At 66.0% G+C, this 14,429-nt stretch carries 17 protein-coding genes and 1 tRNA gene; 8 read left to right on the top strand and 10 right to left on the bottom strand.

What is annotated here, in order from left to right; genetic code table 11:
- Window position 1: 1 nt before the first annotated feature.
- From dnaJ to fabD, 4 genes are all read right to left on the bottom strand, one after another.
- Entirely contained in the window at window positions 2-1,120 is a 1,119-nt protein-coding gene (gene dnaJ / locus SH584_RS11770) for a molecular chaperone DnaJ (RefSeq protein ID WP_324807306.1), read from the bottom strand.
- Window positions 1,121-1,234: 114 nt separating this feature from the next.
- Complete coding sequence (dnaK, locus tag SH584_RS11765; protein WP_322840982.1) at window positions 1,235-3,178, bottom strand: molecular chaperone DnaK; 1,944 nt, start codon at window positions 3,176-3,178, stop codon at window positions 1,235-1,237.
- Window positions 3,179-3,288: 110 nt separating this feature from the next.
- Window positions 3,289-4,026: a 3-oxoacyl-[acyl-carrier-protein] reductase gene (fabG, locus tag SH584_RS11760; protein WP_322840983.1), complete on the bottom strand. Its 738-nt coding sequence runs from the start codon at window positions 4,024-4,026 to the stop codon at window positions 3,289-3,291.
- Window positions 4,026-4,964, bottom strand: a complete 939-nt coding sequence (fabD, locus tag SH584_RS11755) for an ACP S-malonyltransferase (protein WP_322840984.1) — start codon at window positions 4,962-4,964, stop codon at window positions 4,026-4,028. Before fabD ends, fabG begins: the two co-directional genes overlap by 1 nt.
- A gap of 83 nt (window positions 4,965-5,047) precedes the next feature.
- On the opposite strand from fabD, the gene SH584_RS11750 reads away from it, so the two are divergent.
- A complete protein-coding gene (locus SH584_RS11750; protein WP_322840985.1) occupies window positions 5,048-6,385 on the top strand; it encodes an APC family permease in 1,338 nt (445 codons plus the stop codon).
- On the opposite strand, the gene SH584_RS11745 is transcribed toward SH584_RS11750, so the two are convergent.
- Window positions 6,324-7,493, bottom strand: a complete 1,170-nt coding sequence (locus SH584_RS11745) for an aromatic ring-hydroxylating oxygenase subunit alpha (protein ID WP_324807303.1) — start codon at window positions 7,491-7,493, stop codon at window positions 6,324-6,326. The genes SH584_RS11750 and SH584_RS11745 overlap by 62 nt on opposite strands.
- Before the next feature lie 47 nt (window positions 7,494-7,540).
- Window positions 7,541-8,008: a lysozyme inhibitor LprI family protein gene (locus SH584_RS11740; protein ID WP_322840987.1), complete on the bottom strand. Its 468-nt coding sequence runs from the start codon at window positions 8,006-8,008 to the stop codon at window positions 7,541-7,543.
- A 209-nt stretch (window positions 8,009-8,217) separates the two neighbouring features.
- On the opposite strand from SH584_RS11740, the gene rpsF reads away from it, so the two are divergent.
- From rpsF to SH584_RS11720, 4 genes are all read left to right on the top strand, one after another.
- The gene (rpsF, locus tag SH584_RS11735; protein WP_322840988.1) at window positions 8,218-8,655 is read left to right on the top strand and encodes a 30S ribosomal protein S6; all 438 of its coding nucleotides are present in this window, start codon (window positions 8,218-8,220) and stop codon (window positions 8,653-8,655) included.
- A 3-nt stretch (window positions 8,656-8,658) separates the two neighbouring features.
- Entirely contained in the window at window positions 8,659-8,883 is a 225-nt protein-coding gene (rpsR, locus tag SH584_RS11730; RefSeq protein ID WP_322840989.1) for a 30S ribosomal protein S18, read from the top strand.
- A 12-nt stretch (window positions 8,884-8,895) separates the two neighbouring features.
- Window positions 8,896-9,513, top strand: a complete 618-nt coding sequence (gene rplI / locus SH584_RS11725) for a 50S ribosomal protein L9 (protein ID WP_324807300.1) — start codon at window positions 8,896-8,898, stop codon at window positions 9,511-9,513.
- Between the two features lie 257 nt (window positions 9,514-9,770).
- Complete coding sequence (locus SH584_RS11720; RefSeq protein WP_324807298.1) at window positions 9,771-10,169, top strand: hypothetical protein; 399 nt, start codon at window positions 9,771-9,773, stop codon at window positions 10,167-10,169.
- 57 nt (window positions 10,170-10,226) lie between these two features.
- Here the strand turns inward: SH584_RS11720 and SH584_RS11715 are convergent, their stop codons facing one another.
- Window positions 10,227-10,874, bottom strand: a complete 648-nt coding sequence (locus tag SH584_RS11715) for a glutathione S-transferase family protein (RefSeq protein WP_324807296.1) — start codon at window positions 10,872-10,874, stop codon at window positions 10,227-10,229.
- 52 nt (window positions 10,875-10,926) lie between these two features.
- Window positions 10,927-11,421: a DUF6456 domain-containing protein gene (locus SH584_RS11710; RefSeq protein ID WP_324807294.1), complete on the bottom strand. Its 495-nt coding sequence runs from the start codon at window positions 11,419-11,421 to the stop codon at window positions 10,927-10,929.
- A gap of 95 nt (window positions 11,422-11,516) precedes the next feature.
- Here SH584_RS11710 and SH584_RS11705 point away from each other — a divergent pair, with 95 nt between their 5' ends.
- On the top strand, window positions 11,517-12,080 hold the full coding sequence (locus tag SH584_RS11705; RefSeq protein ID WP_324807292.1) for a helix-turn-helix domain-containing protein: 564 nt from the start codon (window positions 11,517-11,519) through the stop codon (window positions 12,078-12,080).
- A 60-nt stretch (window positions 12,081-12,140) separates the two neighbouring features.
- Window positions 12,141-12,216, top strand: a tRNA-Val gene (locus tag SH584_RS11700).
- Between the two features lie 132 nt (window positions 12,217-12,348).
- On the opposite strand, the gene SH584_RS11695 is transcribed toward SH584_RS11700, so the two are convergent.
- Window positions 12,349-13,032 (bottom strand): hypothetical protein, encoded by a 684-nt coding sequence (locus SH584_RS11695; protein ID WP_324807290.1) that lies wholly within the window; start codon window positions 13,030-13,032, stop codon window positions 12,349-12,351.
- An 82-nt stretch (window positions 13,033-13,114) separates the two neighbouring features.
- Window positions 13,115-14,035: a MarR family winged helix-turn-helix transcriptional regulator gene (locus SH584_RS11690; protein ID WP_324807288.1), complete on the bottom strand. Its 921-nt coding sequence runs from the start codon at window positions 14,033-14,035 to the stop codon at window positions 13,115-13,117.
- A gap of 136 nt (window positions 14,036-14,171) precedes the next feature.
- On the opposite strand from SH584_RS11690, the gene SH584_RS11685 reads away from it, so the two are divergent.
- On the top strand, window positions 14,172-14,423 hold the full coding sequence (locus tag SH584_RS11685; protein WP_324807286.1) for a hypothetical protein: 252 nt from the start codon (window positions 14,172-14,174) through the stop codon (window positions 14,421-14,423).
- Window positions 14,424-14,429 lie beyond the last annotated feature (6 nt).

The following is a 14,429-nucleotide window of genomic DNA, read 5'->3' as shown; positions in this document are numbered from 1 at the left end:
ATCAGCCTTCGAACAGGTGGCGGATCCGGCCGAAGAAACCCTTGCTAGCCGGACATTCGTCACCCGTCTCGGTCGCGCGGAATTGTTCGAGGATCGCCTTCTGCTCCTTGCTGAGCTTGGTCGGCGTCTCGACCAGGATGCGGGTGATCAGGTCGCCGCGACCGCGGCCCTGAAGCACGCTCATGCCAGCGCCCCGCTGACGCAATTGCTCGCCGGACTGAATGCCGGCCGGGATCTTGATGTCGATCCGCGCACCGTCGATCCCGGGAATCGAAATCTGCCCGCCGAGCGAGGCCGTGGTGAAACTGATCGGCGCCTCGGCGATCAGCGTCGTTCCCTCGCGAACGAACAGCGCGTGCCGCTTCAGGTGGACGAACAGGTAGAGGTCGCCTGACCCCGCACCGCGGACCCCCGCTTCGCCTTCGCTGGCGACGCGAATACGGGTGCCGTCATCGACGCCGGCGGGAATGTTGACGCTCAATTTGCGGCTCTTGAGCGCGCGACCTTCACCACCACAGGCGCCGCACGGATCGGCGACGACTTCACCCGACCCCATGCAGGTCGGACAGCCGCGCTCGACCACGAAGAAGCCCTGCTTCGCGCGAACCTTGCCCGCGCCGTTGCAGGTGGTGCAGGTCTGCGGCGCGCTGTGGCCGCGCGAGCCTGACGAATTGCACGCCTCGCAGCCGCTGAGCGACTGGATCGCGATCGTCTTCTCGGTCCCCGCGAACGCTTCCTCCAGCGTCAGTTCCAGATCATAGCGCAGGTCCGATCCGCGCGCCGCGGTGGCGCGTTGCGCCCGCGGATCCATGAATTCGCCGAAGATCGAGGAGAAGATATCGGAAAAGCCGTCGAAGCCCTGCCCGCCGCCGAACGGATTGCCACCGCCGCCCTGCTGGAAGGCAGCATGGCCGAAGCGGTCGTATGCGGCGCGCTTCTGCGGATCCTTCAGGCAGTCGTAGGCTTCGCTCAGCGACTTGAACTTGGCTTCCTGCTCGGTGCAGCCACCGTGCCGGTCCGGATGGCATTCCATCGCCAGCCGCCGGTACGCGGACTTGATCGTCGCGCCGTCGGCATCGCGCGAGACGCCAAGAAGTTCGTAATAATCGGTCTCAACCACGCTCACTGCTTTCCCACCCCTCACGAACCGGGCCCGTCACCCGACCGCTGCGCCACTTCGTGCGGGTGGCGAGCGATCCGGTGACAGGCCCCGAACGAACGGCCATTGCCGCAATCAGGCTTTCTTGTCGTCGTCGACTTCCGAGAATTCGGCGTCGACCACTTCTTCCTCGGGCTGGCCCGCGTCTGCCGTGGCGTCCGCGGTCGGACCGTCGGTGGTCGCGTCGGCACCGCCGGCGGCCTGGGTCTTTTCGTAGATCGACTGACCCATCTTCATCGCGACCTGCGCAAGCGCATCGGTCTTGGCCTTTATGGTCTCGCCATCGCCGCCTTCGACCGCGGTCTTGGCTTCGGCGATCGCAGTCTCGATCTCGGTCTTCAGCGAAGCGTCGATGCTGTCGCCATGTTCCTTGATCTGGCCCTCGGTCGAATGGATCAGGCTTTCGGCCTGGTTCTTCGCCTCGGCGCCTTCGCGACGCTTCTTGTCGTCCTCGGCAAACTGCTCGGCTTCGCTGACCATCTTCTCGATGTCGGCGTCGCTCAGACCGCCCGACGCCTGAATGCGGATCTGCTGCTCCTTGCCGGTGCCCTTGTCCTTGGCGTGGACGTTGACGATGCCGTTGGCGTCGATGTCGAAAGTGACCTCGATCTGTGGAACGCCGCGCGGCGCCGGCGGAATGCCGACCAGGTCGAACTGGCCAAGCGACTTGTTGTCCGCCGCCATTTCACGTTCGCCTTGGAAGACGCGGATCGTGACGGCATTCTGGTTGTCGTCGGCGGTCGAGAAGGTCTGGCTCTTCTTCGTCGGAATGGTCGTGTTGCGATCGATCATCCGCGTGAAGACGCCGCCCAAGGTCTCGATGCCAAGGCTCAGCGGCGTGACGTCGAGCAGCAGCACGTCCTTGACGTCGCCCTGAAGCACGCCCGCCTGAATCGCCGCGCCCATGGCGACGACTTCGTCCGGGTTCACACCGGTGTGCGGCTCCTTGCCGAAGAATTCCTTCACGACTTCGCGGACGCGCGGCATGCGGGTCATGCCGCCGACCAGCACGACATCGTCGATGTCGCTGGCCTTGAGGCCCGCGTCGGCGAGCGCCTTCTTCATCGGCTCCTTGGTGCGATCGATCAGGCCCTGCACCATCTTTTCAAGATCGGCGCGGGTGATCGTCTCGACCAGGTGAAGCGGGGTCGTCGCGCCGCCTTCCATGCGCGCGGTGATGAACGGCTGGTTGATTTCGGTCGACTGCGCGCTCGACAGCTCGATCTTGGCCTTTTCGGCGGCTTCCTTCAGGCGCTGCAGCGCAAGGCGATCGGTGCGAAGGTCGATGCCTTCCTTCGCCTTGAACTTGTCGGCCAGATATTCGACGATCTTGGCGTCGAAGTCCTCGCCGCCCAAGAAAGTGTCGCCGTTGGTCGACTTAACTTCGAACACGCCGTCGCCGATTTCCAGCACCGACACGTCGAACGTGCCGCCGCCCAGATCGTAGACCGCAATGGTCTTGCCGTCGTTCTTCTCAAGCCCATAGGCGAGCGCAGCGGCGGTCGGCTCGTTGATGATGCGCAGCACTTCGAGGCCCGCGATCTGGCCCGCGTCCTTGGTCGCCTGGCGCTGCGCGTCGTTGAAGTAGGCCGGGACGGTGATGACCGCCTGCGTGACCGTCTCACCGAGATAGGCCTCGGCGGTTTCCTTCATCTTTTGCAGCGTGAAGGCGCTGATCTGCGACGGCGAATAATCCTTGCCGCCGGCACCGACCCACGCGTCGCCGTTCGTCCCCTTGACGATCTTGTACGGGACCAGCTCGGTGTCCTTCTTGGTAATCGGATCGTCGAAACGACGGCCGATCAGGCGCTTCACCGCAAAGATGGTATTGTCGGGATTGGTCACCGCCTGGCGCTTGGCCGGCTGGCCGATTAGGCGCTCGCCGTCCTTGGTAAAGGCGACGACCGACGGGGTCGTGCGCGCGCCTTCGCTATTCTCGATGACCTTGGGCTTGCCGCCCTCCATCACCGCCACGCAGCTGTTCGTGGTGCCCAGATCGATCCCGATCACTTTCGCCATAGTTACTTGCCCTCTACTGAACGCGGCGCTCACGTTCGATGCGCCCGCGTATTGAATTGCATGGGCGATATAGGTGTGTGTTTCCGGGCGACAAGGGCGTGGACTTGCCCTTACGGCATCGCCATCCCGCCGTTGACGTGAAGCGTCTGCCCGGTGACGTAGCCTGCCTCTTTCGACGCCAGATAGACGACCGCCGCGCCGATGTCCTCGCCGACGCCCATCGCGCCGGTCGGGATCTTCGACAGGATCGCGGCCTTCTGCGCATCGTTGAGCGCGTCGGTCATTGCCGAGGTCATGAAGCCAGGTGCGACACAATTGACGGTAATCCCGCGGCTCGCGACTTCCTGTGCGATCGCTTTCGACATGCCGATCAGGCCCGCCTTCGACGCGACGTAATTCGCCTGCCCCGGATTGCCGGTGACACCAACGACGGAGGTGATCGACACGATCCGGCCGAAGCGCGCCTTCATCATCGGCTTGGTCGCGGCGCGCATCAGGCGAAACGCGGCTTCCAGATTGACGCGGATGACCTCAGAAAACTCGTCGTCCTTCATCCGCATCGTCAAATTGTCGCGCGTGATCCCGGCATTGTTGACCAGGATGTCGATCTTGCCGAGCGCTTCGACCGCCTGCGGAACCAGCGCATCGACCGCCGCCCCATCGGACAGGTTGCATGGCAGCGCGACATGGTCTCCGCCAAGGCCGGCCGCGAAGCTGTTGAGCTTGTCGACGTTCGATCCCGACACCGCCAGCCGCGCACCCTGCGCGCTCAGCGCCTTGGCGATCGCGCTGCCAAGTCCGCCGCTCGCGCCGGTCACCAGCGCGGTCATTCCGCTAAGGTCGAACATCATCCAATCTCCTTCGCAAGCGCTTCGATATCGTCGATCGTGACGATGCTCGTCACCTTCGCCTCGGGCGCGATCCGCTTGACCATCGGGCCAAGCACCTTGCCGCCCAGCTCAACGAATTCCTCGACCCCCGCCGACACCATGTTGGCGATGCTCTCGCGCCAACGCACCATGCCGGTGACCTGCTCGACCAGCAGCTCGCGGATCGTCGCGGGATCGCTGACGTGCGAAGCGGTGACGTTGGCATAAAGCGGCACGTGCGGCGGCAATAACTCGGTCCGGCCAAGCGCTTCGGCCATCGCGTCGGCGGCAGGCTGCATCAACGGGCAGTGAAACGGCGCCGACACCGGCAGCAGCACCGCACGCTTGGCGCCCATTTCCTTGGCCAGCGCCACCGCGCGGTCGATCGCGCCCTTGTGACCCGACAGCACGACCTGGCTCGGATCATTGTCGTTGGCGACGGTGCACACTTCGCCCTCGGCCGCCGCATCGGCGATCTTCTGCGCAAGCGCGATGTCGGCACCCAACAGCGCGGCCATCGCGCCGACGCCGACCGGGACCGCCGCCTGCATCGCCTGTCCGCGCAGCTTGAGCAGCCGCGCCGTGGTCGCCAGGTCGAACGTCCCCGCCGCGCACAGCGCGCTATATTCGCCAAGGCTGTGCCCGGCGACGAAATCGGCGGCCTTCTCCAACGAGACGCCGCCCTCGCGCGTCAGCACGGTGAACACCGCCATCGCATTCGCCATGATCGCCGGCTGCGCATTTTCGGTCAGCTTGAGGTCGTCCTCGGGGCCTTCGCGCATCAGGCGGAACAGGCTCTGGCCGAGCGCCTCGTCGACCTCGCCGAAGACGTCGCGGGCGACGGCACTGGCCTGCGACAGGTCATCGCCCATGCCGACCGACTGGCTCCCCTGCCCCGGAAACAGAAATGCGCGCATCATACTCCCCTCGAAGTTCGTCGCGGCGGTTAAGCGGCGGATCGCCGATTGCCAACCCCGCCGCGCAATGCAAAGCGCCGGCGATGACCGATCTTACCGACACGCCGCCGCTTCCCGTCCTTCCCCCCGCCAAGCGACTTGGCGGCGCGATGAGCGCGGCCATGGTCATCGGCACGATGATCGGATCGGGCATATACTTGCTGCCCACGACGCTGGCGCCGTTCGGTCCCAACCTCGTCGCCGCCTTCGCGCTGACGATCGCGGGAACGATGTGCCTAGCTATCGCTTTCGCGCGGCTTGCCGGTCGAATCCCCGGCGGACCGTTCGTCTATGTCCGCAGCGCATTTGGCGACACCGCCGCCTTCGTGACGATGTGGAGCTACCTCATCTCGCAATGGACCGGGGTCGCCGCCGTCGCGGTCGCGGTCGCGGGGGCGATCGGCTTCGTCGTTCCGGCCGCGGGATCAGGCATCGGCCTGACCATCGTCGCGCTCGGCACGATCGCCATCCTGACGATGGTCAACCTCGCCGGGGCCCGGTCGGCGGGCTGGGTCCAGCTTGCCGCCACGCTGATCAAGATTATCCCCCTGTTCGCCGTCGTCATCCTCGTCGCCGCGCGCTTCGGCACCGGCCAGCCGGTCGAACAACTCGCCCCGGTCCCGATCACCGTCGCCGGCATCGCCGCCGCCGCGGCGCTGATGCTATTTTCGCTGACCGGCTTCGAATCCGCGACCGTCGTCGCCAACGTCACCGACGACGCGAGCCACACCGTCCCGCGCGCGACGATCCTCGGCACCGGCTTTACCGGCCTGATCTACCTCACCGCGACCGTCGCCGCACTGATGCTGCTCCCCAGCGCGATCGCCGCCGATAGCAGCGCGCCCTTCGCCGACGCCATCTCGCCGATCCTTGGATCGGGCGCAGGTGCGGTCGTCGCGGTCATCGCTGCGATCAGCGCCTTCGGCACCTGCAACGCGTTGCTCCTGCTGTCGGCGGAGGTTGGCCGCTCGCTCGCCAGCGCCAACGACCTTCCGCCGCTGTTCCGCCGCGCCAATGCAGCGGGTGCGCCTACCGGATCGCTGCTCGTCGGCGCAAGCATCGCCACGCTGCTCGTGCTGGCCAGTTCTTCGGAAAGCTTCGTCGAGGTCTACAAGTTCATCGCGCTCGTATCGACCGTTGCCAGCCTCGTGCTCTACACCGTCTGCTCGACCGCCGCGCTTCGCCTCGGCGTGATGGGTCCGTGGCTGATCGTCGCCGGCCTGGCGCTCATCTACTCGCTGCTGATGTTCGTCGGCGCAGGGCTCGAAGCGACGCTGTGGGGCCTTGGCCTTGCCGCGGCGGGTCTTCCGATCCGCTGGCTCAGCCGGCGCTTCGCGACCATCCCGGCGGCGGAGACTGTTCCGACCGCGCCGCGGGAATAAATGCCCGCACCTTCTGGGCGAAACTGCGCAGGCACACTTCGCTCGTGCCCAGAGGGCCGGCGATGTAGGCCGGGCTCGCCATTCCCGCCTGCACGCGCTCGATCAGGTCGGTGTCTTCTTCGTTCACCCGCCGGTTGATCCGCCAGTTGAGGTAGCGCGTCGCGCGCATCTCGCGACGGTCATCGGGCAAGGCGTAGCTGATTTCGCGGATCACCGTCTCGGTCGCGCTGACCGGCAGGAATTGCATGAAGTCGACCTGGTCGGGGTAAATGTCGAAGGCGACGTTGGGGAACAGCTTGAAGTAGAGCCATTTGCGCCGGTGACTCGCCGGAAGGTGCGCCACCTCGGGCAGCATGTGCTGGTAAGCCCGCTCGCTGGGGTTGGCCGAGGGTCCGTCGCGAAGCTCGCCTTCCATCCGGTCGACATGCTCACCAGCCTCAACCGCGTAACTCCGACCGAACAGCCGCGTCAGCCCCGGATGCCCGACCGGGATATGAAGCCCGTCCGAATAATTGTCGGCGATCGTCTTCCAGTTGAGCGCCCGCGGCCGGAGCGTCACTCGCCCGATCGGCTCGAGTTCCTCGAACCGGTACGGTGCCACTTCGGCTTCATGCGGCGCCATCATCTCGGCCACGCTCGGCGCCCCGGCTTCCAGCGTGACAAACAGGAAACCATGCCACTTCTCGAGCGCCACCGGGATCAGCCCCAGCGCATCGACATCCAGCCCCGGATATTCGTGCCGATGCGGCACCCCGACCAGCCGACCGTCACGGGCGTAGCTCCACGCGTGATAGGGACAGGTCAGCACCCGCGCGCACCCGCCGCTTCCGTCGAGCAGGCGCGATCCGCGATGCCGGCAGACGTTGACGAACGCCCTGACCTCGCCGTCGTCGCCGCGAATGACGATCACGCTCTCGCCCAGGTAATCGAGGCTGCGCCACTCGCCCGGCTCCACGATCTCGCGCTCGTGGCACACCACTTGCGGCGCGGCGCGCAGGAACGCCCGCTTCTCGGCCTCCAGGAATTCCGGGTCATGATAAAGCCAGCCGGGCAGGCTCATGCCGTCGAGCGGATCGGCCAGGGGCAGAAGATTGGAAAGGGTCGCCATCGCGCGCTTGTGACAGCGCGGGCTCCGCTCTTCAATTCCCCCGCCGATCAGCCGCGATAGCGTTCTAGCCAGGCCGTCCGGCGAATCGTCTCGGTGATGATGCAATCGCTGAACAGGATCGTGCTCAGCGTCCCGCCCCGCGCCTCGTCCGACGCGCGCTTGCAGGTCGCGTCACGTTCGGGGATCCACGCCCGCTGCAGCATCTGCAGCCGCGTCTTCCCCCGCGTGGACTGGCGCGCCATAATACGGCGATAGGTGGCATTAAGCTTCGCGTCCTGCCGCTTCGTCTCCGCGCCAAGGCAATTGTTCATCCCCATCGTCACCCCGCGCGCGGCGTCGCCGCTGTTCATGCAGCGTTTGAACTGCGGCGTACGGCGCGCATTGGCCTGCGCCTCGCTCAACCGGGCGGGCGGACTGGCCGCCGTGGTCGCCGGGTTCGGGCCCGCGGCGGGTTGGCCCTGCGCCGCGACAGGAACGCTCGCCAGCAAGGTTGCACCGATCCACAACTTCTTCATCCGCTTTCCCTCCACTACGTCTACTCGCACCATCAGCGCTTGCACCGGTGCCACGGTTCCCTCGTCGCCTTGCCTTTCGCGCGTGCCTGCGCCATAGGCGCGCCGGGCGACGGGACTCGTTTCCGCCGCCCTCAAGCATTTGAGACGACAGCCGGAGGGGCGTCCGCATTGGGCGGCGTCAGCGATCGGCCAACATGATGAGAAGAAGCATGCCTCTTTACGAGCATGTTTTCCTCGCGCGTCAGGATCTGGCTCAAGCCCAGGTCGATACGCTCGCGGAAAACGCGACCAAGATCATCGCCGACAACGGCGGCAAGGTCACCAAGACGGAAACCTGGGGCCTGCGCGGCCTCGCTTACCGCATCGCCAAGAACCGCAAGGCCCATTACGTCATGCTCGACGTCGATGCCCCGCCCGCGGCGATCGCCGAGCTGGAGCGCCAGACCGGTATCAACGAAGACATCATCCGCTTCATGACCATTCGCGTCGACGCCCACGAGGCCGGCCCGTCGGCCATGATGCGCAAGTCGGAGCGCAGCGAGCGCGGCGACCGTGGTGATCGTGGCCCGCGCCGCGACGACCGTGGCGACCGTGGTGACCGCGGCGACCGTCCCGAGCGCGCCCCGCGCGCCGAGCAGGAGGCTTAACCCATGGCTCGTCCCTTTTTCCGCCGCCGCAAGAGCTGCCCGTTCTCGGGCAAGGGCGCCCCGGTCATCGACTATAAGGACGTCCGCTTGCTTCAGGGCTTCGTGTCCGAGCGTGGCAAGATCGTCCCGAGCCGCATCACCGCGGTGAGCACCAAGAAGCAGCGCGAGCTGGCCAAGGCGATCAAGCGCGCCCGCCACATCGGCCTGCTTCCCTATGTCGTGAAGTAAGGAGAGCTAGCGATGGAAGTCATCCTGCTCGAGCGCGTCGAGAAACTCGGCGCCATCGGTGACATCGTCACCGTCAAGAACGGCTTTGCCCGCAATTTCCTTCTTCCCAACAAGAAGGCCCTGCGCGCCAACGCCAGCAACAAGAAGCTGTTCGAAGCTAACCGCGCCAAGATCGAAGCCGACAATGCGTCGCGTCGTTCGGAAGCCGAAGTCGCTTCCAAGGACGTCGACGGCAAGACCGTCCAGCTCATCCGCCAGGCATCGAACACCGGCCAGCTTTACGGTTCGGTTTCGGCCCGCGACATCGTCGAAGCCCTTGAGGCCGACGGTGCCAAGGTCACCAAGAGCCAGGTCGTTCTGCAGCGTCCGATCAAGTCGATCGGCATGCATGAAGTGAAGGTCGTTCTCCACGCCGAAGTGGCGGTGACCGTCAAGGTAAACGTCGCTCGCTCGCCGGAGGAAGCAGAGCTTCAGGCGCAGGGCGTCGACGTGATGGCGGCGATGTTCGAAAAGGACGAAGCCGGCTTCACCGAGGATTACGATCCCAACGCCGAGCCGGGCGCGACTGCGGACGCGGATGCGACCGACGAAGCAGCGCCGGCGGAAGCCAGCGAAGGCGACGCCGCCTAACCTCAGGCATCGTCGCACGAAATTGGGGCCACCGGAGCAGCCGCTTCGGTGGCCCTTTTCTTTTCGGCCCGTCGCATTCGCGCCGTCGCGACCGGCGGGCGAATTGGCTCGCAAGCTCCATCGTTGCGGCACCGACTGATCCAGATGAATCTTCCCGCCATCGGCCCGTCGCAAACGCCCGCGCCGCGCAGGAACGGCAAGCCTTCGCTCCTTGTTTGTCATCCGAGAGCTCGGGGTGACGATGGAAGGATGACCTCATGGAAAATCGCGACAATCAGAATAGCGACATCAGCAAGTCGCAGTCGGCGCAGCAGCCGATCGGCAGCCAGCAGGCCCAGCCCGAGCAAGCCAGCCAGGAAAAGGATCTCCAGGCCGGACAGCAACCGCTCGGCGGACAACAGGGCGTCGGCCAGTCTGAAAGCTTCGAGACCGGTCAGGCCGATTACGGCAGCGAGCGTCAGTCGGACGCGATGCTCGACGAGCCCACCGGCGGGCTCGGTCAGTCGAGCGACATCGAAGGCAGCAGCCAGTCGGCGACGACCGGCGGTAAATCGTCCGGCTTCGTCGGTTCGGACGGCGCCAGCGACAGCAGCGAATCGCTGATCGACGATGAGTCGAGCGATTTCGCCAAGGACGGACAGGGCGCCGCAGAGTAAGCGTCGCTTCGACCGTTCGACGGGAGCGCTTCCGACCGGAGGCGCTCCCGTTTTCATTCAGGCCAGCGGCCGCGCCAGCGCCGCCCGCTCGCGTTCCAGGAACGCCGTGAACGACGGTCGCGCGTGGATCCTCGCCCCGAATGCGGCAACACCCGGCCAGCGACCGGCCTCCACCGCCGCGCCGCAATGCTCCAGATTCACCAAGACGCTCGCTACCGCGATGTCCGCCAGCGTCAGACTCTCCCCGACCAAATAATCTCGGCCCGCGAGCGCGCCCTCGAGATAATCGAGCAGCGGCGGCAATTCCTCGCGCTCGGCCTTGTCGGCCACTTCGGCATTCCCTTCCCGCTTGAGGAAGCGCGGCGCGACCACGCGATTGAAGAACATCTTGCGCCCGCATTCCATCAGCATCGTGTCGGCAAATTCCTCGAACCAGATGACCTTCCCCCGCTGCTGCGCATCGGCCGGGATCAGCGCCGGATCGGGAAATTTCGCCTCCAGATAATGAGCGATCGCGCTTGAATCGCTGAGCGCGTAATCGCCGTCGACCAGCGCCGGCATCTTCCCGAACGGACTGGCCGCGCGGAACGCCGGATCGGGATCGCCAAGGCCGATCGTCTTGAGGTCGAAGGGTACCCCCTTCTCGCTCGCGACGACAAGAACCTTGCGGACATAGGGCGACAGGCTGGACCCATAGATGATCATGAAGTGGCTCCGGTAAGAAGGAGCGTCACCACAGCCGAGAGCCGCCTCAGGATCAAGCGCTTCGCGGCATCCGGAAGTGATCGCCGACCCGGTCGAGCGCCATCGAAAGCACCAACTTCCCCGCGCGCGCCGGCCAACCGAGCGCGGTCTCGGCATCGCGCATGCCCTCTCCGGCACAGACGATGCGCCACAGAATGTCGGACAGCCCCGGACCCGCCGCCTCGACCGCCGCTTCGAACCGACGCCGCGCGTCGATTTGCGATCCATTGAGGTCGATGTCGGGCGCGGCCCCTCCCTTCCCGCGCGACACGGGCGCCGGGTTCCAGGCCATCGTCACGCGCGGCGGCAACTGACTGCGCTCCCAGTCGAGCCGCAGTCGCTCGCCAGCCTCATATTGACGGCGGGTCAGATGCCCGCGCGACAACAGCCATCCGAGCGGACTTTCGGAAAGATTGACCGCGACCGACCGCGCGGCTCTGCCCGCCCCCTTCCTTGCAACGACGACATCTCCCTCGATGGCACGCTCGGCGATCAGGCGGTTCGACATAATCTACTCCTTCATCTGTCGCCGCCACTTGCCACATCGGCAAAACTGTAGGACAGAGGTGAACCGATAAGGTTCGCTTTTGCAGGAGTAGGCCCGTGATTACGAGGATCCGCGAAGTCAGGTGCGCGCGAGGTTTGACGCTCGACGAGGTTGCTCGCCGCTGCTCTCCACCCACCACTCCGCAGACGGTTGGCCGATTGGAAACAGGCACGAGAACCGTTTCGGTTGGCTGGCTCAACCGAATCGCAACCGCGTTGGGAGTCGAGGCGTCCGACCTCGTCGATCACCCCGATCGCGCCGAGCTGCCCGTCGCCGCGATCCTTGGCCACAATGGCGTGACCGCGCCGCGGCGGGCCGCGCTGGTGGTCCCGCCCAAGGTCGGCCCGGGTCAGATGGCGATCACGGTCGCGTCGAGCGTTGGCGATTATCGCGCCGGTGACGAAATCTGGTGTGAGCGGCTTGAGGCCGACGCCTACGGCCAGGCGCTGAACCGCGACCTCCTCGTCCCTCGTCCCGCCGGGCGCTTCCTGTTCGGCCGACTGATCGGGCGTGAGGATGGCAAGCTCCACCTGCTCCCCCCGGGTGCCGGCGGCCGCCAGAGCGTGATCGCCGATCCTCCGTGGGCAGCGGTCGCGGTGCGGCTTGTGCGCGCGCTTTGACGTCGGGCTGACTTGCCCTCGGTCAAGCGGCGTGGCATCGGGCCCCGAACCGCGTCGAGCGGGCGCTTAGCTCAGTTGGTAGAGCATCTCGTTTACACCGAGAGGGTCGGCGGTTCGAGCCCGTCAGCGCCCACCATCGTCGCCTGGAGCCATGCCGGGGGCATGGCGAAGCCGACGATCACGAGCGAAGCGAGGGTCGCGCGCTTGGAACCGACGATCACGAGACGCTCGCCAAGGCTGTGCGGGAAAAAAGCGATAGCGTTTTAAGCTAGATCAACTCACCCGCGATCCGGTGGACCGCTCCGACCCGGTCGAGCGGCACCGCGAACAGCACGTCCGGATTATACTGGCGAAGCTCGATCATCGCCGGAGTCTTGCGCACGACTTCGGCGACGATGCACGTCGAAAGGCTGTCGTCGCCAAGCGATACCAGCACGTCATCGCCGATCGCGACCGCCGCGTCGGGAACGACCGCCAGTCGCCGACCGGGCCTGAAGCGCGGCCACATCATGGTGCCGATCATGACGAAGGCGAAGGCGTTTGCAGCCCCTGCCAATGATTTCGGCCGCTCGATCCGCTCGGTCACGTGCGCGCGATCGATCCGGATCAAGCCGATCCCCGACGACGGCATGTAATCGCCCGCCGCCGTCGACGCATGAAGCGGCAGTCCGGGCTCCCGCCCCGACCGCCAGCTCGGCCTGAAGTCGCCCACGCCGGACTTGGCGTCGGCCACGTCGACAATGCCATCCGCTCGAAGCGCCTCGAACTCCGCCAACGACGACCCCGCCGCGACCAGCAACTTTTCCAGCGTCCGCCGCGACGGATTGCCGTGGCGACGCATGTCCGCCCACACTGTTCGTCCCAGTCCGGCTTCCACCGCCCACCGATTGGCGCTCATCCCCTCGGGCTGCAGGCGAAGCAACTCCTCCACCAGCCGATCCCCCGCGCTCATGGATTGATCCGAAATGGAGGCATCTTCGATATGTCGAACAGCGCGTGGCAGTTATGCATGATGGATCGAACAGCCTGAGTACTCAGATGACCGTCATCTTGCCGACTTCGCCAAAGTACCGCCGCAACGCATTGCTCGCGTCGGGCGCCAATTCGACGAACACCCGCCGCCCGTCGTGCGGGTCGGCGCGGCGCTTGAACAGGCCGTTGTCCGTCATCGTCTTGATCCAGCGAAGCGCGGTCGTGGGCGGAACCGACGCGGCGATGCACAACGACGACACCGGCACGCGGTGCTGCGCGATCTCCGCCGCCAACAGATCGAGCAGCATGTCCCAGGCGGGATCCGCGAACAGATCTTCGGCGAAGAAGCGCGCGCGCAACCGACGCGCGCGAATGATCTGGCGGATGGTCTCGCTCGCCACCGCGGGCGCTTCGCCCGGCTGCGCGGCCGGCTCGGGACGGTCGAGCGTGGCGACCGCCGGCCCGGTCGACAGGCGCGCCAGGGTCGCCGCGATCCGGCTGACCTCCTCGGACAATTGCCGCAACCGCTGCGCGCTCGGTTCGGCGGCAACGTCGTGCAGCACGCCCCCATCCGATCGCGACGCCAGCGCGAGCGAGAGGGCAGCGACCCGGTCCGAAGGCGTTGGATCGATCAGGACTTCGGTCGCGCCGCCCCCAAGCCGCGCGAACACCCGGTCGATCATCGACATTGGCGCCGCGACGATCGCGGGAAAGCGTTCACCCGCATCCGCCTCGATCCGATCGAGCAGCGCGTCGCCGTCATCTTCTTCGTCAAGCTCGACCCATAGCGCGCTTGCGGCCGCCTGCAGCGACAACCGCGCCGGCGCTTCTGCGATCGAAATGGGCGCGATCCGCAAACCCGCTGCTTCGATTTCCTGCGCCGCGCGGTCGTGCGCCGCGGCGGTCGAGGCCGCGATCAGGACCGGCGGCGGCCCCGCATAATCGGCGAAAGCGAAGGACTGAGGGTACGCGCTATTGTCCATATCACACCATTTCCGTGACATGTGGGACCGAGCAGGACCGATTAGCCACGAATGCGGAGGAATGTCAGCCCGAAACGGCACCGCAATGGAGATATTCTCCACCTCGCAGTTACCGTCGGCGACTAGGCAGGACGACATGCTGATGCCCCCGCCATCCCCCTACAGCCTTGCCCGATCCCGTTGGCTGTCGGACCTCGCCGACGCGCTGGACGAGGCGCGCCGCCTTGCGGCCGGCCTCGGCGGCGACGCGGAAACGCATTCGATGAAGGATCGCATCGACGCGGTGATCGACGAGCTCGAGCAGCTGCGCCGCGGCCGCGTCGAACGCTCCATCCTGGAAGAAGCGCTTGGGGTCGCGATCGGTCCGTTTCCGGACCTTCCGGGTTAGCGTGGC

The sequence above is a fragment of the Sphingomonas sp. LY29 genome (genome assembly GCF_035593985.1).
Taxonomy (GTDB): domain Bacteria; phylum Pseudomonadota; class Alphaproteobacteria; order Sphingomonadales; family Sphingomonadaceae; genus Sphingomicrobium.
The sequence above is the reverse complement of the archived record's forward strand: the minus strand, read 5'-3'. Positions and strand labels throughout refer to the sequence as shown.